The organism is Demequina sp. B12, assembly GCF_028823635.1.
Classification (GTDB): domain Bacteria; phylum Actinomycetota; class Actinomycetes; order Actinomycetales; family Demequinaceae; genus Demequina.
In genome coordinates, this window is the sequence record NZ_JAPEHU010000002.1 from 275,031 (window position 1) to 300,632 (window position 25,602).

General features: G+C 64.0%; 22 protein-coding genes. 9 read left to right on the forward strand and 13 right to left on the reverse strand.

What is annotated here, in order from left to right:
* Positions 1-287 precede the first annotated feature (287 nt).
* Complete coding sequence (locus ON058_RS05830) at positions 288-653, forward strand: DUF2249 domain-containing protein (protein WP_274668089.1); 366 nt, start codon at positions 288-290, stop codon at positions 651-653.
* A 4-nt stretch (positions 654-657) separates the two neighbouring features.
* Here ON058_RS05830 and ON058_RS05835 read toward each other — a convergent pair whose 3' ends face one another.
* Positions 658-3,285, reverse strand: a complete 2,628-nt coding sequence (locus ON058_RS05835; RefSeq protein ID WP_274668090.1) for a UvrD-helicase domain-containing protein — start codon at positions 3,283-3,285, stop codon at positions 658-660.
* 102 nt (positions 3,286-3,387) lie between these two features.
* The gene (glnA, locus tag ON058_RS05840) at positions 3,388-4,818 is read right to left on the reverse strand and encodes a type I glutamate--ammonia ligase (RefSeq protein ID WP_274668091.1); all 1,431 of its coding nucleotides are present in this window, start codon (positions 4,816-4,818) and stop codon (positions 3,388-3,390) included.
* Positions 4,819-5,000: 182 nt separating this feature from the next.
* On the opposite strand from glnA, the gene ON058_RS05845 reads away from it, so the two are divergent.
* On the forward strand, positions 5,001-5,435 hold the full coding sequence (locus ON058_RS05845) for an RDD family protein (RefSeq protein ID WP_274668092.1): 435 nt from the start codon (positions 5,001-5,003) through the stop codon (positions 5,433-5,435).
* Entirely contained in the window at positions 5,432-6,088 is a 657-nt protein-coding gene (locus tag ON058_RS05850; protein ID WP_274668093.1) for an HAD-IA family hydrolase, read from the forward strand. Before ON058_RS05845 ends, ON058_RS05850 begins: the two co-directional genes overlap by 4 nt.
* A 16-nt stretch (positions 6,089-6,104) precedes the next feature.
* Here ON058_RS05850 and ON058_RS05855 read toward each other — a convergent pair whose 3' ends face one another.
* The 3 genes from ON058_RS05855 to lipB all read right to left on the reverse strand — a co-directional run bounded on the left by ON058_RS05855 (position 6,105) and on the right by lipB (position 8,584).
* A complete protein-coding gene (locus tag ON058_RS05855) occupies positions 6,105-6,800 on the reverse strand; it encodes a DUF4191 family protein (RefSeq protein ID WP_274668094.1) in 696 nt (231 codons plus the stop codon).
* A gap of 72 nt (positions 6,801-6,872) precedes the next feature.
* Positions 6,873-7,892: a lipoyl synthase gene (gene lipA, locus ON058_RS05860; protein WP_274668095.1), complete on the reverse strand. Its 1,020-nt coding sequence runs from the start codon at positions 7,890-7,892 to the stop codon at positions 6,873-6,875.
* A complete protein-coding gene (lipB, locus tag ON058_RS05865) occupies positions 7,889-8,584 on the reverse strand; it encodes a lipoyl(octanoyl) transferase LipB (RefSeq protein WP_274668096.1) in 696 nt (231 codons plus the stop codon). Before lipB ends, lipA begins: the two co-directional genes overlap by 4 nt.
* A 75-nt stretch (positions 8,585-8,659) precedes the next feature.
* Between lipB and ON058_RS05870 the strand changes: the two genes are divergently transcribed.
* Positions 8,660-10,867, forward strand: coding sequence for an MMPL family transporter (locus ON058_RS05870; protein WP_274668097.1), 2,208 nt, complete (start codon positions 8,660-8,662; stop codon positions 10,865-10,867).
* 128 nt (positions 10,868-10,995) lie between these two features.
* Positions 10,996-12,339, forward strand: coding sequence for a protein kinase (locus ON058_RS05875; RefSeq protein ID WP_274668098.1), 1,344 nt, complete (start codon positions 10,996-10,998; stop codon positions 12,337-12,339).
* A 15-nt stretch (positions 12,340-12,354) separates the two neighbouring features.
* Here the strand turns inward: ON058_RS05875 and ON058_RS05880 are convergent, their stop codons facing one another.
* The 3 genes from ON058_RS05880 to lpdA are packed head-to-tail and all read right to left on the reverse strand — an operon-like array spanning position 12,355 to position 16,418.
* A complete protein-coding gene (locus ON058_RS05880; protein ID WP_274668099.1) occupies positions 12,355-13,245 on the reverse strand; it encodes a TIGR01777 family oxidoreductase in 891 nt (296 codons plus the stop codon).
* A 6-nt stretch (positions 13,246-13,251) separates the two neighbouring features.
* Entirely contained in the window at positions 13,252-15,009 is a 1,758-nt protein-coding gene (gene sucB / locus ON058_RS05885) for a 2-oxoglutarate dehydrogenase, E2 component, dihydrolipoamide succinyltransferase (protein ID WP_274668100.1), read from the reverse strand.
* Between the two features lie 20 nt (positions 15,010-15,029).
* Positions 15,030-16,418: a dihydrolipoyl dehydrogenase gene (gene lpdA, locus ON058_RS05890; protein ID WP_274668411.1), complete on the reverse strand. Its 1,389-nt coding sequence runs from the start codon at positions 16,416-16,418 to the stop codon at positions 15,030-15,032.
* A gap of 89 nt (positions 16,419-16,507) precedes the next feature.
* Between lpdA and ON058_RS05895 the strand changes: the two genes are divergently transcribed.
* The gene (locus ON058_RS05895) at positions 16,508-16,840 is read left to right on the forward strand and encodes an oxidoreductase (protein WP_274668101.1); all 333 of its coding nucleotides are present in this window, start codon (positions 16,508-16,510) and stop codon (positions 16,838-16,840) included.
* Positions 16,841-16,947: 107 nt separating this feature from the next.
* Here the strand turns inward: ON058_RS05895 and ON058_RS05900 are convergent, their stop codons facing one another.
* The gene (locus ON058_RS05900; RefSeq protein WP_274668102.1) at positions 16,948-18,387 is read right to left on the reverse strand and encodes a leucyl aminopeptidase; all 1,440 of its coding nucleotides are present in this window, start codon (positions 18,385-18,387) and stop codon (positions 16,948-16,950) included.
* Positions 18,388-18,419: 32 nt separating this feature from the next.
* Here ON058_RS05900 and ON058_RS05905 point away from each other — a divergent pair, with 32 nt between their 5' ends.
* On the forward strand, positions 18,420-19,424 hold the full coding sequence (locus tag ON058_RS05905; protein WP_274668103.1) for a quinone-dependent dihydroorotate dehydrogenase: 1,005 nt from the start codon (positions 18,420-18,422) through the stop codon (positions 19,422-19,424).
* Here the strand turns inward: ON058_RS05905 and ON058_RS05910 are convergent.
* On the reverse strand, positions 19,400-20,581 hold the full coding sequence (locus ON058_RS05910) for a C4-dicarboxylate ABC transporter (protein WP_274668104.1): 1,182 nt from the start codon (positions 20,579-20,581) through the stop codon (positions 19,400-19,402). The genes ON058_RS05905 and ON058_RS05910 overlap by 25 nt on opposite strands.
* Here ON058_RS05910 and ON058_RS05915 point away from each other — a divergent pair.
* Positions 20,580-21,485 carry a LysR family transcriptional regulator gene (locus ON058_RS05915; RefSeq protein ID WP_274668105.1) on the forward strand — a complete coding sequence of 302 codons (906 nt, stop codon included), beginning with the start codon at positions 20,580-20,582 and terminating at the stop codon, positions 21,483-21,485. The two genes, ON058_RS05910 and ON058_RS05915, sit on opposite strands and share 2 nt — an antisense overlap.
* A gap of 143 nt (positions 21,486-21,628) precedes the next feature.
* Here the strand turns inward: ON058_RS05915 and ON058_RS05920 are convergent, their stop codons facing one another.
* The 3 genes from ON058_RS05920 to nadA all read right to left on the reverse strand — a co-directional run bounded on the left by ON058_RS05920 (position 21,629) and on the right by nadA (position 24,578).
* On the reverse strand, positions 21,629-22,651 hold the full coding sequence (locus ON058_RS05920) for an aldo/keto reductase family protein (RefSeq protein ID WP_274668106.1): 1,023 nt from the start codon (positions 22,649-22,651) through the stop codon (positions 21,629-21,631).
* Positions 22,652-22,740: 89 nt separating this feature from the next.
* On the reverse strand, positions 22,741-23,337 hold the full coding sequence (locus ON058_RS05925; RefSeq protein ID WP_274668107.1) for a DUF3043 domain-containing protein: 597 nt from the start codon (positions 23,335-23,337) through the stop codon (positions 22,741-22,743).
* 35 nt (positions 23,338-23,372) lie between these two features.
* On the reverse strand, positions 23,373-24,578 hold the full coding sequence (gene nadA, locus ON058_RS05930; RefSeq protein ID WP_274668108.1) for a quinolinate synthase NadA: 1,206 nt from the start codon (positions 24,576-24,578) through the stop codon (positions 23,373-23,375).
* Between the two features lie 40 nt (positions 24,579-24,618).
* On the opposite strand from nadA, the gene ON058_RS05935 reads away from it, so the two are divergent.
* The gene (locus ON058_RS05935; RefSeq protein ID WP_274668109.1) at positions 24,619-25,596 is read left to right on the forward strand and encodes a glycerate kinase; all 978 of its coding nucleotides are present in this window, start codon (positions 24,619-24,621) and stop codon (positions 25,594-25,596) included.
* Positions 25,597-25,602: the final 6 nt, after the last annotated feature.

Below are 25,602 nucleotides of genomic sequence, written 5' to 3' on the forward strand. Positions count from 1 at the left end.
AAGCGTTCTGCGGAGACCGCCGGTGCCATCGTGGTGATACGCCCAATGTAAACGTTTGCACAGCGCTGTGCAAGCCACCAGCGGTCGGGATCCCGCTGCGCGACCTGGTTGCAATGGAATCGTGACAAACCTGCGAAACCTCGCGCACTTTCCTGGCCAAACGGGACGATAGTCCCGTCCCAGCGCCAGGACGCGGGCATATCTTTTAAGTGGCGAGCGGCACTCCGGGGACACTGTGCCGCTCGCCGATTTCTTTTCGCGAGTGATGAAGTCGCAGGGAGGTCATGATGGACACCACCACACACGGACCTAGCCTTGATGGCGTATCAGCCACCGGCTTCGCTCCCTATGGCGGAATTGACGAGATCGACCTGATCGCCCTCGGTCACGCGCCAGGCGGAGCACGCGCCGCGCGACAACGAGCGCCCCGCGACATCGACCTGCGGGATCTGCTTCCACGCCAGCGCGAAGTACGCGTCCTCGCGCAAACCGCGAGCCTGCTTCCGGGTGAGAGCGTCACCGTGGCCAGCAACGCACCCATGGATGGACTGCTCGACGAGGTCTACCTGGAAGTTCCCGGCTTCTGCATGTTCGAGTACCGCGAGCAGGGCCCGGACGTCTGGCGTGTGGAGATTACTCGCGTCAACTGCTGACGACTCACGTCTTGACCGTGGCCGTGCAACGGGGGAACTCGCTGCACCCCAAGAATGAGCCGTACTTTCCCGACCGTGGAACCAGCGTGCCGCGCCTGCACGCCACGCACACCCGCACCTCACTTGATGAGCCATCCCCGTCAATCACAATGACGCCCGGATCTTCCAGGAGCTCAAGGATGAACGGGGACTCGTATCCCACGACAGTCATCAGCGTCACCGACTGTCGCGCCCTGGTGAGCGCGACGTACAGCAGACGGCGCTCCTCCGCATGGGCGAACGTGTCAGGGCTTGCCATCGCCAACGTCAGCAACGGGTCGTCGTCGATAGTGCTGGGGAAACCACGGCGCCCGCGAGTGACACGGGGCACAACGACGTGGTCAGCCTCCAGTCCCTTGGAACGATGCACTGTGCGAAAGGCGACCTGAAGTCCCGATGGTGGTCGAGGGGGCAGCGCATCCCGGTCAGCGCGATAGCGCCCCAGCACGTCCACGCTAGCGCCCGGATAGCGCTGAGCGAGTACGTCGAGACGGCGGCCGATGGCACCGGCCAGCGCTGTGAATGACGGCACGCGGACGATCGTGACCGCGGGGCCACCCTCCCCGTGTGCGGATCGCACCTCCTTCGCCAGCTGCGAAGGATTGCGTGAGACGAACCTGCCAGCAACATCGGCCGTGGTCTGGGTACAGCGGAAAGTTGTCTCAAGCCGTCGAGTTCGCGACGGCCCAAAGTATGAAGAAAAGTCATGCATGACTGAGAGGTCTGCGCCAGCAAACCGGTTGATGGCTTGCCAGTCATCACCGACAGCGAGCAGGTGAGTGCCACGGTTCGCGATCAGAGCCTTCGTGAGCCGCGCACGGGTACGGCTCGTGTCCTGGAACTCGTCGACCATGACCAGGTCATAGCGCGCCAGGCGCGGATCGCGTTCCACGAGGTCTGCGGCACGCACCAGCATGTCGTCAAAGTCGACAGCATCGGCCGTGTACAAATCAGCCTGCCAACGTTGATGCACGCGCCAGTAGAGATCGATGAACAGCCGGGTGCGCACGGTGTTGAGGTCCGGGCTTGCTGCCACCCGTGCGCGCAACGACTCTGGGGTCAACGAACCTGACTTCACGTGACTCATGAACGACTGCATCATTGCCGCGAGACGTTCATGCTCCAGTGGTTCCGCACCAGGGATCGGGCGATCCGGGTTCCAATCGAGCGTCACCCCGTGTTTCTCAAGCGTGCGAGCGAGATCCTCGAAGCCCGAATGGTCGACGATCGAGTGCCAACTGGTCTCAATCAACGTGGTGCCGTAGTGCTGGTGCAGACGTTTCTTCCATGCCATCGACTCGGCATATCCCACGAATGACTCAGGCGGGGTGCCATCAGCGCGCAGCGCCCAATGCTCGTGCCACACGTCGATGCTCGGATAGTAGAAGTCGGGGCGGTACTGGCCGTGGCTCGCGTCAGCAACGTCGTGGCTGTACGGATGTTCGTAGCGGTAGTCGACGCCGTGGAGATACAACCAATCCGCGATCAGTCGCTCGCCCTCGCTCCGCACCGTCTCGCCACGGTAGGTCGCATAGCCTGCGGTCGCGGTAGCCCGGTCGTACGAATCAGGTTCGCCGCCGTCAGGGCTGACTGCGACGTTGCGATACAGCAAGCGGAACAGATCCCACTTGAACCGAAAGTCGAGGTCGCCGTCGCGCAGTTCATCGACGATCTGCTGAAACTTCTGCGCCTGCTTACCTTGTTCCACCCATGGCGCGATCCGCGGCTTGCGCCCTGTCGCCTGACCGATGGTGGCGAGACCAAACGAATGAAAAGTCGCCGCCTTGAGCCCTTCAGACGACAAGCCAAGCGCCGCGAACCGTGTCTCCACACGCTGCTGGAGTTCCGCTGCGGCGTCCGCATTAAACGCCAGCATGAGGACACGATCCGGGGTCGTGAAGCCGCGCGCAATGGCGTACGCAGCCCGCGCCACCATCACAGAGGTCTTGCCGGAGCCCGCTGCAGCGATCACACGGACGCGGCTGTCATAGGTGACCACCGCACGCGCTTGCTCTGCCGTCAGCGGGGACTTCTCTACGTTGGCGAAGAACTCGCGGTTGTCCCTGAGCTCGCGCGCCATGATCTCCCGGTTACGCGCAGCAACCAACTCACGGTGGTCGGTGGCAAGGAACGCGAGAGCGGCCCGCTCGGCGTCAGTAAGGAGCCTGTCGACAGTGGCCCGCTCAAGTGCCGACTCACCGGTGACGTCGGTCAGCCGGGGGAGTCCGTCAAGTGCCGCTGCAACGTCGTCGTAGGCGATCCATCGGCCCTCCTTGGAACGTCGCTCAAGAAGTGCGGCAAAAGCCTGTTGGCAGCGCTCAGTGTCCTCCAGCGCGGAATCTACACGCGCCCGCGTCGCCTGTTGCCACAAGGTCCGGCGAAGACGTGTCGCTTCCCGCGTCTTGAGCCCGGCAAGATGAAGGACAGGCGTGGCATCGAAGAAGAGATGCAGGCGTAGCCTGCGCCGGCGCACGCTCAAACGACTCAGCTCCGCGTCCGCGTATGACACGGACGTGTCCGGCGTAGTCACGGTGATCTGAGCACCGTCCTGGGAGAGAGTCCAGTCGCCGTGTCCAGTCCAGGTATGTGCCACGCCGACATTGTTCCGCATCCCAGCGACCCTCAATGCCGACGTGCTGGGAAAAGCAGTAGCCCCCGGCACCTTGCGGTGTCGGGGGCTACTGACTACACAGACTTAGCAGTCGTAGTAGAGCTCAAACTCGTGCGGGTGGGGACGGAAACGCAGCGGGTCAATCTCGTTGCTGCGCTTGTAGTCGATCCACTCGGCGATGAGGTCTTCCGTGAACACGCCACCCTCGGTGAGGTAGGAGTGGTCGCGCTCGAGCTCGTCGAGAACCTTCGACAGCGAGTCCGGCACCTGAGGAATCTGTGCGTGCTCCTCGGGAGGAAGCTCGTACAGGTCCTTGTCGATCGGGGCCGGCGGCTCGATCTTGTTCTTGATGCCGTCCAGACCGGCCATCAGCAGAGCTGCGAAGGCGAGGTAGGGGTTACCGGACGAGTCAGGGGCGCGGAACTCGATGCGCTTGGCCTTGGGGTTCGAACCGGTGACGGGGATACGGACCGCGGCGGAGCGGTTACGAGCCGAGTACACGAGGTTCACGGGAGCTTCGTAGCCGGGCACGAGGCGGTGGTACGAGTTCACGGTCGGGTTGGTGAAGGCGAGCAGCGACGGAGCGTGCTTCAGGATTCCACCGATGTACCAGCGAGCAACGTCAGACAGGCCGCCGTAGCCAGCCTCGTCGTAGAAGAGGGGCTCGCCGTTCTTCCACACCGACTGGTGGACGTGCATACCGGAACCGTTGTCACCGAACAGCGGCTTAGGCATGAAGGTGGCGGTCTTGCCGTTCTTCCAGGCCACGTTCTTGACGACGTACTTGAACTTCATGATGTCGTCAGCTGCGTGCAGCAGCGTGTTGAAGCGGTAGTTGATTTCCTGCTGACCGGCGGTGCCCACCTCGTGGTGTGCGCGCTCGAGGTCCAGGCCAACCTCACCCAGGACGGTGCAGATTTCGTCGCGGAGGTCCGCCATCTGGTCGCCGGGGGAGACGGGGAAGTAGCCGCCCTTGAAGCGGGTCTTGTAGCCGAGGTTCGGCGAACCGTCGAGCTCAGTCTCACGACCGGTGTTCCACCAGCCCTCGGACGAGTCGATGTGGTAGTAACCCTCGTGCTGGTTGGTCGCGAAGCGCACCGAGTCGAAGAGGAAGAACTCGGCCTCGGGGGCGAAGAATGCGGTGTCGCCGATGCCGGTGGACTTCAGGTACTCCTGAGCCTTCATGGCAACGTTGCGGGGGTCACGCGAGTAGGGCTCGTTGGTGAAGGGGTCAACGACCGAGAAGTTCACGACAAGGGTCTTAGCCTTGCGGAAGGGGTCGATGTACGCCGTCTGGAGGTCGGCGATCAGCTTCATGTCGGACTCGTTGATGGCCTGGAAGCCGCGGATCGACGAACCGTCGAATGCCGCACCCTCTTCGAGCACCGTCTCGAACTGCGAGGCAGGAACGTTGACGTGCTGCATGGCACCGGGCAGGTCGCAGAAGCGGATGTCGATGTACTCGACCGCCTCATCCTTCACATATGCGAGTGCCTCTTCGGCATTCTTGAACATCCGTGTACTCCTCGTGAGTATTGGTCTGGCCTGGAATGGCACGCGCCACTCTACGGCGATGGGATTTCCCTCAGATTCGCCCAATGTTACGAAAGTGTTTCATGGGGCCACCGGGTGCGCCACGAAGGCGCCGACATCGGTGTCGCTTTCGACACTACACCCCTCGCAGTTACGATTGCCCGGTGAGCGACCGTACCGATTCTGACTCCACCAATGCCGCTAGCGCTCTGGCGGGACGCCGCCTCATGGGCATCGGCCTCGATTGGTTCCTCTGCCTGGTGATTTCTTCCGCGTTCTTTGTGCAGCCGGAATATGTCGACACGACCGGTCTGGAGCGCATCCTGGTGGCAGGGTCCCCGTTAGCGACCTTGGCGATCTGGGCGCTGCAGCACTTCGTGCTGGTCGCGCTTCTTGGCACGACCATCGGGCACCGCCTCGCGGGAGTGCGCGTGGTCCGTGAGGATGGCGGACGCTTCGTGGGCCCCATCAAGGCAGCGGGCCGGACCGTGCTGTTGGCGTTGGTGATTCCAGCTGTGGTGTGGGACTCGGAAGGCCGCGGACTTCATGACCGCCTGATGGGCACCAGGGTCGAGTCCACACGCAAGGACGCCTCATGACCTCGTGGTCACTTGACGTGGACGCCGTCCTGTTCGACATGGACGGCACGTTGGTCGATTCGAATGCACTCGTCGATGTCATTTGGAATGAGTTCTCTGCGGCGCATGACCTTGACGCGACGGAGGTGCGGAGGTTCGCCCACGGCCGCCCGTCCCGCGCCACTGTTGCGCATCACCTTGACGACGAAGAACAGATCCAGTGGTGGCTTGATCACATCCATCACCTCGAAGCCACCATGTTCGACGTGGTGCGGGAGATCCCAGGCGCGGGAGCGTTCGTCCACTCGCTGCCGCGTGAGCGTTGTGCAGTCGTGACATCCGCGCTACGTGAACCGGCTCGGGCACGCATCGCCTCAGTGGGCATTGATGTGCCGGATGTCCTGATTGGCGCAGACGACGTGGCACACGGCAAGCCAGACCCGGAGGGTTTTCGTGAAGGGGCACGGCGCCTAGGTGTGGCGCCAGGTGATTGCGTGGTCTTCGAAGACACCGATGCTGGCATCCGTGCGGGTCTGGCCGCAGGGTGTCAGGTTGTCGTGGTGGGAGGCGGGCGCTCCGAGGTGCTTGACCAGCAACGCCGCATTGGTGACTTCAGCAACGCAAAAGCGGCCGTCGTTGACGGCCGCCTTCGCTTAACGTTTTCCGACTCGTAGGTCGACTCACGGACTTCTAGCGTCCGCGCATCGCCTTACGGTCAGGACGTGCGCGCATGGGGTCCACGCCCTTCGGCACCGGCAGCTTCTGTCCGCCGATCGCGCGCAGGCGTCCGATGACCTGCTCACGCTGGTGCTTGTTGAGTGCCTTCTTGCGCTTCTTGATCGTCGAGTTCAACTTCTTCAGCGGAACCTGGCCTTCGTTGGGGCCGACGTAGATGGCATCCACCGGAACCCCAGGGACGAGCTTGGTGATGCGGCGCGTTGCCGCTTCGACCTGCTTCTTGGCGGAGTTGCCGCCTTCGGCGAGAAGCACGACACCACCCTTACCTACGCCGTAGAACACGATGCCCTTGCCGCGTGGGTCCACCGACATCGGCTGCTCTTGGAAGAGCCATCCGCGACGGATCGACTGTGCGATGGCGACAGCAGCGCCAGGCTGGCCCTCCATCCGGATGTACGCGTTGCGCTCAAAGCGGCGGGTCAGCGTGTACATGCCCGCCAGCAGCGCGAGCGGAATGGCGAGGATCAGCGAGTACACGAGCACCCAGGTGGAGCCGGAGATCAGGCCGATCGCGAGTCCCACACCAATGATTCCCAGCGGAATCAGGATCAGCAGCGGCAGCAGCCACTTGTCATCAGGGGCAGTAGAGGTATACGCCTGCTTGATGAGGTGGCGCATCTTCGGCTTCTTCTCAGGTTCCTTCGCCATAATGCGCGACAGTCTAGTCGCCCGCGAGGGCCTTGTGGACCCACGTTCGTTCTGGGCAGAGCCGTGCGGGAGTTAGCAGGAGGGGCGCGCGGGCCGGTTGAGAAGAGCCGATGCTTCCTGGCGGGCTTCCATAGGCTCACCCAGGTGGGAGAGGGCTTCGGGGATGGGGCGGCCCTTGCGGGTCATGGCCTGACCCCACAGACGTCCGGCGCGGTAGGACGAGCGCACCAGCGGCCCGGACATGACTCCTAGGAATCCCATTTCTTCCGCGGCGTCGGAAAGGTCCACGAACTCTTCAGGCTTCACCCAACGTTCCACGGGGTGGTGCCGGGGACTTGGCCGCAGGTACTGAGTGATCGTGATGAGGTCCGTGCCCGCGTCGTGCAGATCCTGGAGGGCCTGAAGCACTTCCTCCATCGTTTCGCCCATGCCCAAGATGAGGTTCGACTTCGTCACGAAGCCATCCTTCTGAGCTTCGGAGATCACCTGGAGGGAGCGCTCGTAGCGGAAAGCCGGGCGGATGCGCTTGAAGATGCGCGGCACGGTCTCGACGTTGTGGGCGAGGACTTCAGGGCGTGAGGAAAAGACTTCTGCGAGTTGATCGGGGTCTGCATTGAAGTCGGGGATGAGGAGCTCAACGCCGGTGCCGGGGTTGAGCTCGTGGATCTGGCGGACTGTCTCTGCATACAGCCAGGCTCCGCCGTCTTCCAGGTCATCGCGTGCGACACCGGTGACGGTCGAGTACTTCAGACCCATCTGCTGCACGGACTTGGCGACCTTGAGGGGTTCCATCCGGTCCAGGGGAGTGGGCTTGCCCGTGTCGATCTGGCAGAAGTCGCACCGGCGCGTGCATTGCGCTCCGCCGATCAGGAAGGTTGCCTCGCGGTCTTCCCAGCATTCGAAGATGTTGGGGCAGCCGGCCTCTTCACACACGGTGTGCAGGCCGCCACCCTTGACGAGAGATTTGAGTTCGGAGTACTCCGGGCCCATCGTGGCCTTGGTGCGGATCCACTCGGGCTTGCGCTCGATGGGGGTCTCTGCGTTGCGGGCCTCGATGCGAAGCATGCGGCGGCCTTCGGGTGCGAGGGTCACACGGTCTCCTTGTGTGGTGCGGTGACGGTGGCGTCGGTAGACGCTTGAGTCTCCCAGCGTACGTGAGCGAGAGACGTTTCTAGTGCGGTGGTCACGAGGGGGAGGACCTCCTGGATAGTCACGTTGCGGCCAAGTTCGTGGCTGAGTGACGTGACGTCCGCATCGGAGATTCCGCAAGGGACGATGCGGGAGAAGGCTTCCAAGTCGGGGTTGCAGTTGAGTGCCAAGCCGTGCATGGTGACGCCTTTTGCGACGCGCACACCGATGGCACAGATCTTGCGCTCTCGTTTGCTGGGGGTCGCGGGCAGCCACACCCCGGAGCGTCCTTCCACGCGGACTGCTTCGAGTCCGTAGTGTGCACAGACCGCGATGACGGCCTCTTCCAGGGCTCTGACGTACTTCACCACGTCAATGGGTTCGGCAAGTCGAATGATGGGATACCCCACCAGTTGTCCGGGGCCGTGCCAGGTGATGCGTCCGCCGCGGTCGACGTCCACGACAGGGGTGCCATCCACCGGACGGTCCCATGTGGCGGTGCGTCGCCCTGCGGTGTAGACCGACTCGTGTTCCACCCACATGACGGAGTCGGGGCGCTGACCGGCGACGCGGTCAGTGTGCCACGTACGTTGGAGCTCCCACGCCGTGGCGTACGGCGTCAGGTGCATTCCAAGATCGAGGGGGACGAACTCCATGACACACCAGGTTAATACCGCCTGAAGGATGTCGTTGACGGGAATATCCCTCGCAAGTCTGCGTTGGTGCATGCTATGACCATGTACTCGCGTCTGTCTTGGTTGCGCCCCGTCGCGCTTCTTGTCGTCATCGTTGCTTGGCTTGCGGTGGGAGGTGCCGGCGGACAGACGTTCGGCAAGCTCTCCGATGTCCAGGAGAACGAAGCCTCGGCCTTCTTGCCGTCGTCCGCAGAGTCGACTCGTGCCGCTGAGCTGCAAAGCGAGTTCTCGCCTGTGACGGCGCTACCTGGGATCTTCGTCGTGGACGGTGTTGAGTCCGCGTCAGATCTTGACGTGGTCAACCAGTTCATTGAAGACGTGGTCGCGGCTCCCATCGAAGGTGACGAGCAGGGACGCACCGTGGGCGACGTCCTGTCCCCGTCGGCAGTAGAGCAGATGCCGCAGGCTATCCCGTCAGAAGACGGTGAGGCCGTTCTGGTGGCTTTCAGCGTCGATGCGGCAGCCGCCGAGGAGAACGTGGGTGAAAGTGCCCTCGCCGAACTTGTCGCCACCACCATTCGTGCGACGTGGGCAGAGCAAGACACCGAGTTGAGTGGTCACCTCACTGGCGGTCTGGGTGTCCTTGCTGATCTGTTGGAAGCGTTTGCTGGCATCGACGGCATCTTGCTCGTGGTGGCGCTCGCCGTCGTGCTGGTGATTCTGCTGATCGTGTACCGCAGCCCCGTGCTGCCTTTGCTGGTCCTGTCGACGTCGATGATCGCTTTGACGGGCGCCATCCTCGCCGTCTACGCGATGGCCAAGGCAGACATCATCACTTTGAACGGTCAGTCACAAGGCATCATGTTCATCCTCGTCGTCGGTGCGACCACCGACTATGCGTTGCTCCTCGTAGCGCGCTATCGCGAAGAGTTGCTGCGCGTGCCGTCGCCCTACACCGCGATGGCACGCGCGTGGCGCCGGTCGGTCGAACCGATCGCCGCATCGGCCATCACCGTGATCTTGGGACTGCTGGTCCTGTTGCTGAGCGACTTGAAGTCCAACGCTGCGCTCGGGCCGGCAGGTGCCTTGGGTATCGCGGCAGCCTTGGTTGCGGCACTGACTCTGTTGCCGGCCCTTTTGCTCATCGGTGGCAAGCACGCCCGCGGTGTGTTCTGGCCTGCCATGCCGCGCTATGCCGGTGATGGTGCCGATGCCGCTGCTGAGGTCGACGCGGACCCCTCGCAGCGCCGAGGCTTCTGGCCCCGCATCGCCCGTGGCGTCGACGCTCACCCGCGTCGCACGTGGCTTGCCGCGGCAGCAGGACTAATCGTCTTGAGTGCCTTTGTTCCCACGTTCAAAGCGTCGGGTCTCGGCGAGCAGGAAGTGTTCACCAGGGACACGGATTCGGTGCTGGGCGTGGAGATTCTTGAGGAACATTTCGATGCCGGGGCGTCGTCGCCCATTCGTATCTTTGTCCCCGAGGACCAAGCCGATGCTGCTGTCGAGGCTGCTGGTGCCGTCGACGGTGTAGCGCAGGCATATCTGCTGACGCCCTCGGTCGCAGAAGGAGCGCCTCCTGGCGTGGTCCCGAACGAGGAACCCGTCGTCATCGATGGCACTGTTCAGGTGGTCGCCGTGACGGAGGTGTCGTCGAGCTCGAATGAGGCCGCCGATGTTGTTGCAGACGTTCGCGACGCGGTACACCCACTTGGAGAGGACGTGTTGGTGGGTGGCGCGGCAGCTGAACAGCTTGACACACGCCTGACGACCCAGCGCGACACTCTGGTGATCTTGCCGACCATCTTGGCCGTGATCTTGCTGGTACTCGTGGCCCTCTTGCGAGCAGTCGTGGCACCGGTGCTGATTGTGCTGGCGAACATCTTGTCGTACGGAGCCGCGATTGGCCTGTCGGCGATCCTGTTCAACTGGGTGTTCGGCTTCCCTGGCTCGGACCCGTCTGTCCCGTTGCTGGGCTTTGTGTTCCTTGTCGCCTTGGGCGTGGATTACTCGATCTTCCTGATGTCGAGGGCCCGCGAAGAATCCCTGGTACACGGCACCCGCGCGGGCACGCGGCGCGCGCTGGCTGTCACTGGTGGCGTCATCACCTCGGCAGGTATCGTCCTCGCCGCGACCTTTGCGGCACTCGGGGTGATTCCGCTGATCTTCCTGGCGCAGATTGCGGTGGTGGTCGGCGTCGGAGTGCTCATCGATACGTTCGTGGTGCGCTCACTGCTCGTTCCCGGATTGGTGAGCGACATCGGGCGCCGATCCTGGTGGCCGTGGCAACGCTCCATCGCTGACTAGGAGTAGCTTCTGGCAGGCAGACCCTCCCCGATGATCTGCCTGCCAGCGGTGCACTGCACGTTCAGGGACTTCCCTTGAGCCTTGTGGATAACGCGTGACAGGCGTGAAGAACGCGGCACTGTGGAGGCATGACTTCGCAGTCCTGCTTGCGCCGCGTCTTGGGATCTGGTGTTGACCTCGAGAAGCGTGCCCGCGCACGTGCCGCACGGCTCGCCGAACTCGATCATCCGGGCGTGCTGGCTCCTGACCGCATCGAAGTCGAAGCCAGCGGTGAGGTGGTCGCGTATCTTCCGGTCGTTAAGGGCCGTGACATGGCCGAGCTCTCGCGAGAACGGGCGCCCCTCACGGCCGGTGAACTGGTGTGGTGGGGGCAGCAGGTCGCACAGGGCCTGGCCGCGCTTCACGCGCACGGACTCATCCACGGTGATCTGTCGCCACGCAACATCGTCGTGGGGAGCAGCGAGGTCACTCTGGTGGACACGATGGCCGCCGTACTCGACTCTGAACGCGGCACCATCGGGTTTCGCGCCCCAGAAGTCGTAGCAGGGGAGCCTTGCGAAGCCAGTGACGTGTATGCCCTAGGCCGTCTGTTGAAGTGGTGCGCTGATGACGACGCTGGTGAACGTGCCGCAGGTGTCATCACAGCGATGACGTCCCCGACTCCGCAACACCGTCCGCTCATGGTCAACGTTCCCTCGCTCCTGAGCGAGATCGCGCCTGCCCACCCACTTTCTCAATCCGCCCCGGTCGATGTCGCCAGCGCGCTACGCAGCGGCGCCCAGGAACACACCGTCAGGATGGCGCGAGGCCGAGCCTGGAGAGCCCGAACGTGGGCGTTGCGGGCCGGAGTGGGGGTAGCGGGACTCAGTCTGATAGCCGCCCTGTGGTGGGGTGCGACGTCCCTGTTCGGCGACGATTCACTGCTGGCACGCGACACCGCGCCTGTCGCGTCGCCATCTCACGCCGTACCTTCCACGACCCCACTCGTGACGGCCCCAGAGCCGTCGCAACCAGATGCGGTTGTCGCCACCGCCGCTGCAGACCTCACCAAGGCACGGTTCGCTGCCCTCGCGGCAGCAAACGGCGCCGCGCTCCGTGCCACTGTCGCAGGGGACAGTAGCTTTGCTGACGGTGTGCGCGCCCAGGCGGAGGACCTCGACAGTGGAGATCTCTCTTACGAGGGCCTCCAGGTCAGCGAGATCGAGGCTCGCACCGCCCACGTGGGTTCCGAATCGGCGCAAGTGCGCGTCTCTTACGTCGTGTCGGAACACCGCGTGCGCAAGCGTGATGCGGTCACAGGGGAGGAGACGGTGACCCCGAAAGCGGAAGCAAGCGAAGCGGTCATGCTCACACTCGATCGCTCCGCGGATACTGACAGCGAGCTCACGTTTTTGTGGCGAGTGGTAGGAGCTGTCCCGGCTCCCCTAGAGGAGACTTCCGCGCCGGAACAGGGCCCAGTCGCGGCGGGGTAGATCAGAAAAGGCGCTCTACACGCCTTCCATGACCCAGTTCGCCGCGCTGGTGATTTCCGGGTGGTCCCAGGTGAATCCCAAGCGGTTCAACACTCCAGGCTTCGCCAACTGGCTTGACAACAGATCCTCGGCGGCCGGTCCTACCGCGGCACGCATAGCCCACGCTGGAACAGGGAACGCCGTGCCCTTGTCAGCTGCCGCCGCCATGACGCGAATGAACTCTCGATCCTTGACAGCAATAGGGGCGATGATGTTGGCCGGGCCCTCGTGATCCGAGTCCATGAGGAACCGTAGCGCCCTGACATCATCGTGCAGGGAGATCCACGAATGCCACGCCTCACCGCTGCCGAACCGAGACAGTAGGCCACGCTGAACCAGGGGGAGTAGCCGCGCGGCGAAGCCTCCGTGAGGTGCCAGCACCAGACCTGTCCGGCACCACACCGTACGGATACCCGCCTCGAGGGCAGGCTTGGCTGCAGCTTCCCACTGGGTAACGATGCTTGCGAGCAAGGTGTCGCCGGGCGCAGAGCGCTCCGTCAGCGTTTCGTTTCCGCGCGCACCGTAGTAGCCCATCGCTGAGCCTTGGAGCAGTACTCCGCTAAATGCGGCGTCACGCAGGCCGCGCACAAGAGTGCCGGTGGCGCCAAGGCGGGACTGCAACACGACTCCGGCGTACGTGGTCGTCAGTCGTTTGTCGCCAATCGATGCACCGGCGAGGTTGACGACGGCGTCCGCACTGGCAAGTAGTTCAACGTCAACGTGTCCGCCTTGCGGGTCCCACATTGACTCATCTGGGGCGCGAACCTCGCGCCGCACCAGGGAAATGGTCTCGTGGCCGTCCGACCTCAACGACTCCTGCAGAGCAGTGCCGATGAGGCCGGACGAACCAGCGATGACGATGCGCATTGCGCTTTACAGGCCAACCTCGGACTCGAAGGCACCCTCTTCGATGCGCTTCTTCACCGTCTGCAGGAAGCGGGCGGCGTCCGCGCCATCCACGATGCGGTGATCGTAGGACAGCGGCAGGTAGACCATGGGACGGATCGAGATCACGTCTTCACCGTTCGGTCCGGTCACCACCACGGGGCGCTTGATGATGGCGCAGGTAGCGAGGATACCGACCTGGGGGCTCGGCACGATCGGGGTGTCGTGCAGCGTGCCTCCCGAACCCGTGTTCGTGACCGAGAACGTTCCTCCGGAGATCTCGTCAGCCTTGAGACCGCCCGTGCGTGCGCGCTCCGCGAGGTCAGCGATGGCCTTGGCGTGCTCGGCCACCGTCTTGTCCTCAGCCTTGTGCATCGTGGGAAGCATCAGGCCCTTGTCGGTGTCCACTGCCAGCGACAGGTTGACCGAGTCGTGGTAGACGATCGAGTCGCCGTCGACGGACGCGTTGAGGAATGCGTGCTCGGCAAGTGCTTCCGAGACTGCACGGGTGAAGAACGGCAGGAAGGTGAGCTTGACGCCTTCGCGCTCCTGGAAGGAGTTCTTGGCCTTGTTGCGCAGCGCCCAGATCTTGGAGCAGTCGACCTCAACGACGGATGTGAGCTGCGCCATGCCGTGCAGCGATTCCATCATCTTGTCCGACGTGATCTTGCGAATGCGGCTCATCTTGACTGACGTGCCACGCAGCTCCGACACCTTCGGTGCAGCGGGTGCTGCGGCGGCCGGGGCCGCTGCAGGTGCCGCAGGCGCAGGTGTTGCCGCTGCAGGTGCAGCCTCGGCTGCGGCGAGCACATCTTCCTTGCGGATGCGGCCGCCTACGCCGGAACCGGCCAACTGGCCCAGGTCCACGCCGCGCTCCTTGGCGAGCTTGCGCACAATCGGAGTGACGTAGCCCGAGGCGTCGGTTTCGGTGCCAGCCTGCGGTGTCGCGGGTGCTGCGGGTGCTGCAGCGGGCGCCGACGCAGGAGCCGGTGCCGATGCGGGAGCCGGTGTCGGCTCAGCCGGAGCGGCAGGTGCGCTTTCCGCGGCGGGCTGCGCTGCGGGTGCGGGTTCCTGTGCCGGTGCTGCGGCGGGTGCTGCGCCTGCTTCGCCGATGCGAGCCAGGACTGCGCCGACCTCGACGGTCTCGTCTTCGTCCACGAGGATCTCGTTCAGAGTTCCGGCGAACGGCGAGGGGATCTCGGTGTCGACCTTGTCAGTGGAGACCTCGAGCAGTGGCTCGTCGACCTCGACGGTGTCGCCGACAGACTTCAGCCAGCGGGTAACGGTGCCTTCGGTGACGGATTCACCGAGGGCAGGCAGCGTCACCTCATCGCCACCGCCCGCGGGAGCGGCTGCAGGTGCTGCAGCAGAGGCGGCGGCTTCCTGTGCCGATGCCGGGGTGGGCTGCGGTGCAGGTGCCGACTGTGCAGGCGTGACAGGTGCGCTTTCCGCGGCGGGCTGCGCTGCGGGTGCGGGTTCCTGTGCCGGTGCTGCGGCGGGTGCTGCGCCTGCTTCGCCGATGCGAGCCAGGACTGCGCCGACCTCGACGGTCTCGTCTTCGTCCACGAGGATCTCGTTCAGAGTTCCGGCGAACGGCGAGGGGATCTCGGTGTCGACCTTGTCAGTGGAGACCTCGAGCAGTGGCTCGTCGACCTCGACGGTGTCGCCGACAGACTTCAGCCAGCGGGTAACGGTGCCTTCGGTGACGGATTCACCGAGGGCAGGGAGAGTGACATCGTTGCTCATGTGAGAGTTGCCTTCCGGGATCAGTCGTGAGCGTGAAGGGGCTTACCGGCAAGCGCGAGGTGCGCTTCTCCGAGAGCCTCGTTCTGGGTGGGGTGAGCGTGAATGAGGGGAGCAACATCTTCGGGGTGTGCGTCCCAGCTGACGATGAGCTGTGCTTCACCGATCTGCTCGCCCACGCGAGCGCCGAGCATGTGAACTCCGACGACCGGTCCGTTCTTCACCCGGACCAACTTGACGAAGCCCTGCGTGCCCAGGATCTGGCTCTTGCCGTTGCCACCAAGGTTGTACTCGAGAGCCTCGACAGCATCGGCCCCATGCACTTCCTTGGCCTTGGCTTCGGTGAGGCCCACCGAAGCAACTTCCGGCTCGCAGTAGGTCACGCGCGGGATGTTTGCTTCGACAATGGGCTGGGGGCTGAGACCGGCAATGGTCTCCGCGACAAAGATTCCCTGCGCGAAGCCACGGTGCGCGAGCTGAAGGCCAGGAACAATGTCGCCCGCAGCGTAGATGTTTGCGACGCCGGTGTGCAGACGCTCGTCGGTCAACACAAAGCCGCGGTCCATGCGGATGCCCTGCTCTTCGTAGCCAAGGCCGGTGGTGCGGGGGCCACGGCCCACGGCGACGAGGAGAAGTTCGGCTTCGAGAACCGTGCCGTCTTCGAGCGAGACGCGCACACCGTTGTCGTGCTGCTCCACGCCCTGGAACTTCACTCCGACCTTGAAGTTGATCTTGCGCTTGCGGAATGCGCGCTCCAGACCCTTCGACAGGGCCTCGTCCTCGTTGGGTGCCAGGTGCGGCAAACCTTCAACGATGGTGACCTCGGAACCGAAGGACGTCCACACAGAAGCGAACTCGACACCGATCACACCGCCACCGAGCACGATGGCCGACTTGGGGACCACATCGAGGTTGAGGGCCTGGTCTGACGTCATCACGCGTCCGCCGATCTCAAGACCGGGGAGCGAACGGGCGTAGGAGCCGGTCGCGAGCAAGATGTTCTTGCCGGTGTAGCGCTCACCACGAACCTCGATGGCGTCGGGGCCGACGAGCGTTCCATGGCCCTCGATCACGACAACCTTGCGGCTCTTGATCAGGCCCTGGAGGCCCTTGTAGAGGCGGTCAATGACACCCTGCTTGTAGGAGTTCACGACAGACATGTCGATGCTCTCGAGGGTGGTGTTCACACCGTACTTGGCGCCTTCGCGTGCATTGTCAGCAAGTTCAGCTGAGTGCAGGAGCGCCTTGGTGGGGATACATCCATTGTGCAGGCAGGTGCCGCCGACCTTGGACTCTTCGATCAGTCCAACGGTGAGGCCGAGCTGTGCGGCGCGCAGGGCAGCGGCGTAACCGCCGGAACCTCCGCCAAGGATGAGTAGGTCAAACGAGCGTGGGGTGGACTCGGTCACTATGCAGTACTCCTTGTGAGGATGTGGGTCAATGTCCATCTTGCCACTGGTGAGCGTAGGCGTTTGCACCGACGCGTGACTACCCTGGTTCCATGAGTTTCTTTTCTCGCATGTTTGGGTCAAAGAAGACTGAACCAGACGCCGGTACGGGGTCGAAGCAGGCCCGGGCCGAAACGGTGTCGCATCTCAAAGCTTTTGTGAGTGAGCGGCAGGGGTGTGAAGCCTTCATCGAACCGCCCACGCGAGTGACGCAGACGACGATGGTGGTGGTGGCCGACACGGGGGAGTGGACTCGCCGTCGAGTCCCAGATCAGGCCACGGCGAAGAAGCTTGCCGCCCAGTTGGGGATTCCGTCCTTTGACGTCAACCTCTCCGGGTATCCCTCACGGATGCGTGAGTGGAACCAGCGCAACCGCAAGGGTTGACCGGGGCGCACACGTGCCGTGCCGCCGGTGAGGCGCGTGGCACACGGTGAAGGCCCGGTCTCTGCGAGGAGACCGGGCCTTCACCATGTCAAGCAAGGTGCGGTCGGCTACCCCTGAGCGCGCGTCTCAAGGAATCGCAGCATGGTACGGACCGATGCGCCGGTGGAACCTGCGGGGTTGTGTCCCCACGGAGCGCCTTCGTTGAACGCGGGACGTGCGATGTCCAAGTGTGCCCAAGGCGTGTCGCCCACGAACTCCTGGAGGAAAAGGCCTGCTGACAGCATGCCGCCGGCGGGCTCGCCGATGTTCTGCATGTCTGCGACCTTGGAGTCCAGGCTGTCGCGAAGGTGTGCCGGAAGCGGCATAGGCCAGAAGGCTTCGTCAGCTGCGTCGGCAGCGGCCACGACCTCGGAACGAATCGCCTCGTCACCCATGACGGCAGACGTGCGGGTTCCGAGCGCAACGCCCTGAGCGCCCGTGAGGGTGGCGATGTCGAGGACCGCGTCAGGGTTCTCCTCGATAGCGCGGGCCAGACCATCAGCCATGACGAGGCGTCCCTCGGCGTCCGTGTTCATCACCTCGACGGTCTTGCCGCCGTAGATGCGGATCACGTCGGAAGGACGCTGGGCGGTGCCGGAAGGCATGTTCTCCGCCAGGCAGAGCCAGCCAGTGACCTTGACGTTCAGCTTCAGCTGCGCGGCCGCGAGAACAATGTGCAGGACGGCTGCTGCGCCGGACATGTCCGACTTCATCGTCTCCATGCCCTTCGGCGGCTTCAGCGAGATGCCGCCGGTGTCGAAGGTGATGCCCTTGCCGACCAGCGCAACGTGTGAAGTTGCGGTTTCGGGCGCCCATTCCACCTTGACCAGGCGGGGCAGGCGCGAGGAGCCCATACCCACGGCAAGGATGCCGCCGAAGCCTTCGTCGGCGAGCTGCTGGGGCTCCCAGGTGGTGACGTTGACGCCCAACTGTTCGCCGTAGGACTGCGCCACTTCTGCGACAGCCGCCGGGAACATGTCGAGCGGGGGAGTGTTCACCAGGTCGCGGGTGCCTGCCACGGCAGCGGCGACGATGCGTGCGCGCTCGATCGCAGGGTCAGAAGCGCCCGCGAGGAGCCAGGTCGCGCCTTCGTAGGATGCGAGCTTTTCGTCGGACTTGTACTCGTTGAAGGTGTAGGAACCCAGGATGGCTCCTTCACCAACGGCGGCGGCCGTGGCGTCATCGGTGGTCGGAAGAGCCAGGATGACGGTCTCGGGGCGCGTACCGACGGCCCTTGAGGCGGCTCCTGCGGCTTCACGCAGGTGGCCTTCCGAGCCATCGCCAATGCCGACGAGGACAACACGCTTGGCCGCCACGTCGAGACCGGGCAGCACGGTGACTGCGCCCAGCTTCGCCTTGGGCTCAAGAGCGGTCGCGGTGGTGGCGATTGCGGTGCGGACGTCCTCCGGGAGGAGAGCGTGTGAGGTGACGTCGCCGTCGAACCCAAGGATGAGGGCGTCGGCGTCGATCGTGGAAACGATGTCGCTTGTGGCGTTCAATGAGGTCATGTGTCGACCTTATCTCGCGATAAGTTGTCCGCGTGTATCGCGCCTTCTATGACCACATCCTGTCCCGCATCGACGCTGAGAAGGCGCACCGGCTTGGCGTCTTGAGTTTTCGCTACGGTGCCTGGGTGTTCCGGATTGCCCGCCGGGCCAAGGTCTACCCTCAACGTCCCGCGCCCGTCACCGTCATGGGCATTGACTTCCCAGGCCGTGTGGGCCTGGGCGCGGGCATGGACAAGAACGCCGAGGCCGTCGTGGGGCTGTCAGAGGCGGGCTTTGCCTTTGTGGAGATTGGCACCGTCACTGCCGTGGGGCAGCCAGGCAATGACAAGCCGCGCTCGTGGAGAGAGAAAGACGTCCGCGGTATCCGCAACCGAATGGGCTTCAACAACGAGGGCGCCGATGCTGTCGCTGAGCGGTTGCGTGAGGTGAGGTCGTCGCGGCGTGGCCGTGACGTGGTCTTAGGCGTCAACCTAGGCAAGACCAAGACGACAGCGCCAGAGGACGCAGCGAGCGACTACTCGTATTCCGCGACACGGCTCTCCCCGTACGCGGACTACTTGGTCGTGAACGTGTCATCACCGAACACCCCTGGTTTGCGGGATTTGCAGTCGACCGAGTCGTTGCGTCCCATCTTGGCCGCGGTGCGAGAGGCCGCTGACGCTGCTGTACCCGAGCGCCACGTGCCGTTGCTCGTCAAGATTGCTCCGGACTTGGCAGATGAGGACGTCGACGCTGTCGCAGACCTCGCTCGCGAACTCCGCCTTGATGGCATCACTGCCACCAACACCACGATCAACCATCAGCGAGGTCCGGGCGGACTGTCGGGTCCGCCTGTCCATGCCCGTGCGAAGGAAGTGGTCGCGAGGTTGCGCGCCCGCTTGGGTGACGAGGCCGTGATCGTTGGCGTGGGGGGTATTGACAGCGACGCCGATGCGCAAGCGATGCTGGACGCTGGCGCCACGCTCGTGCAGACCTACACCGGCTTTGTCTACAACGGGCCGCGGTGGGTGGCTCAACTCAACGCTGCACTCAACTGAGCCTCGTCTGCACGGAGGTGCTTGGAGTGCGCTCTGCTGAGGTGCCAGGCACGTGTAGTCCCCACGGCAGACGCACACCAACCTGCAAGGAGCAACAGCAGGAGCGCCCAGGCCACGACTCCGAAGGCTGCGGCTCCCGTCACTGAGGCAAGCCCGGCAGCGCCGGTGACGCATGTGCCAACGGGGAACGTGAAAGACCACCAGGACATCGTGTACGGAAGCCGTCCCTTGGTGAGGCGCCACGCGACGACGCCCGCGATTGCCAGCCATAGCAATGCAAAGCCCAGGACCGGGATGCCGTAGAGCGCAGCGAACGCAGAGATTAGCGGCGTCAGCTCTGGTAAGGCGTCAGGGGCGTGAATAGCGAGCATGCATAGCGCCGTCACGGACTGACCGAGCGGTCCCAGCACAATCCACAGTGTGGGCACGGTGGCGGCGTCGGAGTGCTGATGGTGCGCGAGCCGCCACCATAGAGATGCCGTGATGAGGGCGGCTGCTATCCCAGCTGCCCCCCACAGCATGAGCGATGTCACGGCGAGGGCGTGGGCGAGGACAGCGGAGTCGAACTGGTCGACAAGTGCGGCACCAGTAGCGGCAGACACCATGGGGGCGACGACCGGGAGTAGCCAGGTGGGGGATGCCTGGTGGAGCTCAACGCGGTGCGAAGTGAACTGCAGGGCAGGAATGGTGACAGCCACGGCGATGCCGATGGTGGTACCGACAACCCAGAGAGCCAGATCAATCCATGCGGCCGCCTGTGCACCGAAGATTCGAGGGCCCACCAACAGCGTTGCGCCGCCGACTGCGAGCAGCGCCATCGACACTGCCCCGAAGAATGGCGCCACTGCGGGGTTGTGGAGTTCGCTGCGCAGCAATCCGCGCTCGCGGGTGTACGACCTCGCGGCGTACGCGATGGCGGCGATCAGCATGACCACGCTGGCCGCCCATGCGGCCTCGGCAGCGATCAGGAGAGGGGTGACGTGAGCGCCAGGCACCAGGGAAAGGCATGTCGCCACGATGGCGGTCCCCATGACGGGCGTGAACCACTGGGGCGTAGAAACATGATCAAGCATGACTTCATCGTCATCGTTCACATGCGTCCGCGGTAGAGTCGAATCTCCACCGATCCACAAGCCCACGTTGTGGGAGGCGCTCATGGCTGAACCGTCCATCGAAGAACTGCGGATGCTCCTTGCCGTCCAGAAGCACGGGTCGCTGACCGCAGCCGCAGAAGCACTGAACGTCACCCAACAAGCAGTGTCACAGCGCATGCGTGCGCTCGAGCGTCGGCTCGGTCTGGCGCTTTTCGTGAGGCAAGCCCGCGGGACCACGCTCACCACGCACGGGCGACTCGTGGCCGACTGGGCGCTCGCTGTCGTGGACCAACTCGACGCCCTCACCGCGGGGGCAGCATCGCTCCGTGACGATCGTGCCGCGCACCTGAGGATTTCTGCCTCTCTCACCATCGCTGAACACTTGGTCCCGTCGTGGCTCGTCGCCGCGCACGCGCATCAACCACACGTGAGGGTCGAACTGACAGCGGTCAACTCGGCGACCGTCGTCGAGCGCGTGCGTGCGGGAACCGATGACGTGGGATTCATCGAGTCTCCTTCACTGCCAGCCAGACTCCGTCACAAGCGAGTAGGGACGGATGAAGTGATCTTGGTGGTCGCTCCTCGCCACCCATGGGCAACGCGCCGGACGGTCTCTCTTGCCACGGTCGCGCGCACGCCACTGGTCATGCGGGAGCCTGGGTCGGGGACGCGGGTCACCGTTGAACGCGCCCTGGAACGCGAGGGGCACTCGCTCGCGCGTCCCGCCGCTGAACTGTCGACCACATCCGCCATGCGCGCGATGGTGCTCGCCGGCGGAGAAGCTGCCGCGATGAGCGCAGTAGCGGTCGCAGACGACCTCGCGATGGGCCGCCTCGTACAAGTGCCAGTCAACACCGAGCCGTGGACGCGTCCATTCACTGCAGTGTGGGACGGTACGCGCAACTTGCCGGCATCCGCAAGGGACTTTCTCGATCAGATCTCGCGCCCACACACATCAGTCCACTAGGCCCTCGAAACACGTGGGAACACGGGCGTCTTGTGGAGCGTTGATGAAGTACACGCCTCCTCACAAGGTGAGCGTTGTTTTCTCCTTTGATGCACGAAGGCCCGGGACCACTGGTCCCGGGCCTTCGTGTTTTTCGGCTTTGGTTACGCGTTCGAGTGGATACGACCCGTGGGGTTGGTTTCCACTGTCTTCGCAGCGTCACGCTCGACTGCGTTGCCGAGCGCGTCATCGATCTTGGCCATGACATCGGCCGAAATCACTACGCCAGAGGCCTTGGCGTTCTCGTACACCTGCTCGGGACGGGATGCGCCGATGATCGCCGCCGCGACATTCTGGTTCTGCAGCACCCACGCGACAGCAAGCTGAGCCATGGTGAGGTCGAGTTCTTCCGCGATGGGCTGCAGTCGCTGGACACGCTCGAGGACATCGTCGTTCAGGAAGCGCTTGATCATGTTCGCGCCGCCCTTCTCGTCCGTCGCACGAGACCCTTCCGGCAGGGGAGCACCCGGCTTGTACTTGCCCGTCAACACGCCCTGAGCCACCGGCGACCACACGATCTGGCTGAGGCCGGATTCTTCCGATGCGGGAACGACCTCATCTTCGATGACGCGCCACAGCATCGAGTACTGAGGCTGGCTGGAGATGAGCTGGAAGCCCAGGTCCTTGGCCAGCGCGGCGCCCCGACGAATCTGATCAGCAGACCATTCGGAGACGCCAATGTAGTGGGCCTTACCTTGACGGACCACATCAGCGAAAGCCTGCATGGTCTCTTCGAGGGGAGTTTCGTGGTCGAAGCGGTGAGCCTGGTAGAGGTCCACATAGTCGGTCTGGAGGCGCTTCAAGGAGCCGTTGATGGACTCCATGATGTGCTTGCGCGAAAGGCCCTCGTCGTTCGCGCCACCAGGGCCGGTCGGCCAGTACACCTTGGTGAAGATTTCCAGCGACTCGCGGCGTTCGCCGCGCAGAATGTCGCCGAGGACAGTCTCTGCCGCGGTGTTCGCGTACACGTCTGCAGTGTCAAAGGACGTGATGCCGACGTCGAGCGCCGCCTTGACGCAGGCCGCAGCCTGCTCGTTTGCGACCTGGGAGGCATGGGTGAGCCAGTTCCCGTAGGTCAGTTCAGTGATCTTGAGACCGGAGTTGCCGAGATAGCGATAGTTGACCATTCCCTCAGCCTAACTGTGCGTGAGGGGTGCTCGAAACGTTCCGTTGAGGGAGCATCGGCCATCGGCGAAGCGCCGATGCTCCCGCCCTGCTAGACGGGGAACTCGCCGCGCGAGACCTTGGGCTTGGGCAGGCGGAAACGTCGCAGGTTGAGCGCACGGGAGATGACGTAGAAGCTCCATCCGCGGGGCAGACGCTCCTGGCCGAACTTCGCAATGAAGTGCTTCTTGACACGACGCACCATGATGAACGTCTCGACTGCAGCGATCAGCACAATGCCGTAGAACACCAACACCAGGAGCCCACCAATGGGACCCATCTGTGCGGTAAAGAGCGATGCCAACACGAAGGCGAGGGCCAAGGGTAGGAGGAACTCACCGATGCTCCACCGGGCGTCTACCCAGTCGCGAAGGAAACGACGCTCTGGGCCGCGGTGTTCGTACGGCATGTTCGCCTCGTCACCCGCGCGCAGCGCCTGGTACTCGCGATCACGCAACGCCCGCTCCTTGGCCTTGCGAGCCTTCACATCGGCCTTGCCGTCGTCCATGACGGAACGGCGGTTCGCGGCTTCCTGGTCCTTGCGCTTGGGCGTGGGACGGCCCTTGCCGGTGGCGGGCGTCTCCGCGACCTCCACACCATCCTGGGGGACGTCGACGGTCGAGTCTTCGGTGTTCTTTTTGTCTGCCATGAGTTCCTAGGGGCGGGGCTGGAGTGCAGCCGGGCTTACTTCTTGTCAGCGCCGATGCCGGGCAACGCCAGCATCTGGTCAAGGGCGATCTTGGACTCCGCTTGAGTCTTGGGGTCCACCACAATGCGGTTCGGCACTTCGCCTGCGACGAGCGACTCGAGTGCCCACACCAGGTGGGGCAGATCGATGCGGTTCATCGTGGAGCAGAAGCACACAGTGTCCTCGAGGAAGAGAACTTCCTTATCTGGGTGCTCATTGGCGAGACGGCGCACGAGGTTCAGCTCCGTGCCAATGACCCACGAAGAGCCGGGCTCCGCTTCATTCAGCTTCTGAATGATGTACTCAGTGGATCCCACGTAGTCCGCCGCGGTGACGACCTCGTGAGAGCACTCGGGGTGCACGATCACGTTGATACCTGGCACGCGTTCCCGGGCGTTGTCGACGTTCTCTTTGCGGAAACGGCCGTGGACTGAGCAGTGCCCCTTCCACAAGATGATGCGCGCCGCCTGAAGCTCTTCGATCGTGTTGCCACCGTACGGCTTGCGGGGGTCGTAGAGCACGCAGTCATCGAGCGAGTAGCCCAGTTTCAGCACCGCGGTATTGCGGCCGAGGTGCTGGTCGGGGAAGAAGAGGACTTTGCCGTCTCCCTCGAGCCCGCCAACCTGGTCATAGGCCCATCGGAGTGCCACTTCCGCATTCGAAGACGTGCACACCACTCCGTTGTTGCGGCCACAGAAGGCCTTAATGGCTGCCGTGGAGTTCATGTAAGTCACGGGGACGGTCTGTGCCGCGACACCGGCTTCGGCCAACTGCTCCCAAGCATCTTCCACCTGGTTGATATCGGCCATGTCCGCCATCGAGCATCCGGCGGCCATGTCAGGAAGGACCACCTGCTGGTCGTCAGTTGTGAGAATGTCCGCGCTCTCTGCCATGAAGTGGACACCGCAGAAGACGATGTACTCGGCTTCCGGCCGGGCGGCCGCTTCCCGTGCCAACTTGAACGAGTCGCCCGTCACGTCCGCGAACTGAATGACCTCGTCACGCTGGTAGTGGTGGCCCAGAATGAAGACGCGATCTCCGAGCGTCTCTTTGGCCTTGCGTGCGCGCTCGACCAGATCAGGGTCGGAAGCGGCAGGCAACCCGCCAGGACAGTCAACGCCGCGTTCGGATAGCGGATCACGTCGGCTTCCTAGGAGGAGCAACGCAGGCGACTGAGTGGGCTCGGTGAACGTCGTGCTCATTCGGTCATTGTCTCATGACGCGCGCGGCACACTAGAGGGCATGCGAGTCTTGCTTCTGACTGACGGGTGGACCGACAACGGCCACCGCATGGACCCGGCCACGGTGGCGCATACTGCATCGGAGGCGTGGCGCACGCGCAACGTTTCCGACGATGTCGTGACGCTCGCCGTGGGCGACGGTGGGCCCGCGAGTGGCCGCCTATGGTCGGGGGAGTCCCCCCAAGACACCACTGACTATGTGGTGCGAGACAACGTCATCGTGCTGACACCGCCTCCCGGAAGTGAGGCCTGGGATCCTGCCCTGCTCGGTAACACCTTGACTCACGTGGCGCAATCGCCTGAGTTCAGCGGGCGCACGATCGTGGTGCCGCTGGGAGACACGCACCCTCAACACGACGCGACTTTGGTGTGGGGCAACTCGACAGTGAGCGAGATGCGCCAGGCGCTGTCAGGCCTGACCGTGCAGGCGCTCGTCAGCAGCTCCCGACCGTTGCTAGGCCTCAAAGGGATGAGCGCGAGCCTGCGCGACGGGCGTGAGAACGATGTTGCGCTTGCCACCCACTCTCAAGCACAGGAAGCCCACTGGAACACCATCGCGAGGCACGTCGATGAAGCACAGCCGCGCTCGCTCATGGGCCCGTCGCGACTGTCGGACGTTCCCGGAACCGGCGCCGCCGGCGGTCTTGCGTACTGCTTGGCGGCCGTGGGCGCGCAACTGTTGCCAGCATCGGCCCGCCTTGCTGAACTCGCTGGAGCCGGCGCGGTGGAGCCTGAACTCGTGGTCGCGATCACACCAGAGTTGACGCCGCACCTGCTTGATCACGGAGTGGCACGCGCCGCAAGCGACCTCGCCGCCGCGACGGGAGCGCCCTGCGCGGTACTGACACCAGAAGTTCTGGTGGGCAAGCGAGACCTGATGGCCGGAGGTATCGCGGCCGCACACGAGGGTACGGCGACCGCCGCAGACCTGGCCTCCCATGTGGCGCGCGTGTGTCAGACCTGGTCGCCGCGGCGGTAACCTCCC

Coding starts and splice junctions, on each gene's coding strand:
- ON058_RS05830 (WP_274668089.1), top strand. CDS start 288: ATGGACACCACCACACACGGACCTAGCCTTGATGGCGTATCAGCCACC.
- glnA (WP_274668091.1), bottom strand. CDS start 4,818: ATGTTCAAGAATGCCGAAGAGGCACTCGCATATGTGAAGGATGAGGCG.
- ON058_RS05850 (WP_274668093.1), top strand. CDS start 5,432: ATGACCTCGTGGTCACTTGACGTGGACGCCGTCCTGTTCGACATGGAC.
- ON058_RS05855 (WP_274668094.1), bottom strand. CDS start 6,800: ATGGCGAAGGAACCTGAGAAGAAGCCGAAGATGCGCCACCTCATCAAG.
- lipB (WP_274668096.1), bottom strand. CDS start 8,584: ATGGAGTTCGTCCCCCTCGATCTTGGAATGCACCTGACGCCGTACGCC.
- ON058_RS05870 (WP_274668097.1), top strand. CDS start 8,660: ATGACCATGTACTCGCGTCTGTCTTGGTTGCGCCCCGTCGCGCTTCTT.
- ON058_RS05875 (WP_274668098.1), top strand. CDS start 10,996: ATGACTTCGCAGTCCTGCTTGCGCCGCGTCTTGGGATCTGGTGTTGAC.
- ON058_RS05880 (WP_274668099.1), bottom strand. CDS start 13,245: ATGCGCATCGTCATCGCTGGTTCGTCCGGCCTCATCGGCACTGCTCTG.
- sucB (WP_274668100.1), bottom strand. CDS start 15,009: ATGAGCAACGATGTCACTCTCCCTGCCCTCGGTGAATCCGTCACCGAA.
- ON058_RS05895 (WP_274668101.1), top strand. CDS start 16,508: ATGAGTTTCTTTTCTCGCATGTTTGGGTCAAAGAAGACTGAACCAGAC.
- ON058_RS05900 (WP_274668102.1), bottom strand. CDS start 18,387: ATGACCTCATTGAACGCCACAAGCGACATCGTTTCCACGATCGACGCC.
- ON058_RS05915 (WP_274668105.1), top strand. CDS start 20,580: ATGGCTGAACCGTCCATCGAAGAACTGCGGATGCTCCTTGCCGTCCAG.
- ON058_RS05910 (WP_274668104.1), bottom strand. CDS start 20,581: ATGAGCGCCTCCCACAACGTGGGCTTGTGGATCGGTGGAGATTCGACT.
- ON058_RS05920 (WP_274668106.1), bottom strand. CDS start 22,651: ATGGTCAACTATCGCTATCTCGGCAACTCCGGTCTCAAGATCACTGAA.
- ON058_RS05925 (WP_274668107.1), bottom strand. CDS start 23,337: ATGGCAGACAAAAAGAACACCGAAGACTCGACCGTCGACGTCCCCCAG.
- nadA (WP_274668108.1), bottom strand. CDS start 24,578: ATGAGCACGACGTTCACCGAGCCCACTCAGTCGCCTGCGTTGCTCCTC.
- ON058_RS05935 (WP_274668109.1), top strand. CDS start 24,619: ATGCGAGTCTTGCTTCTGACTGACGGGTGGACCGACAACGGCCACCGC.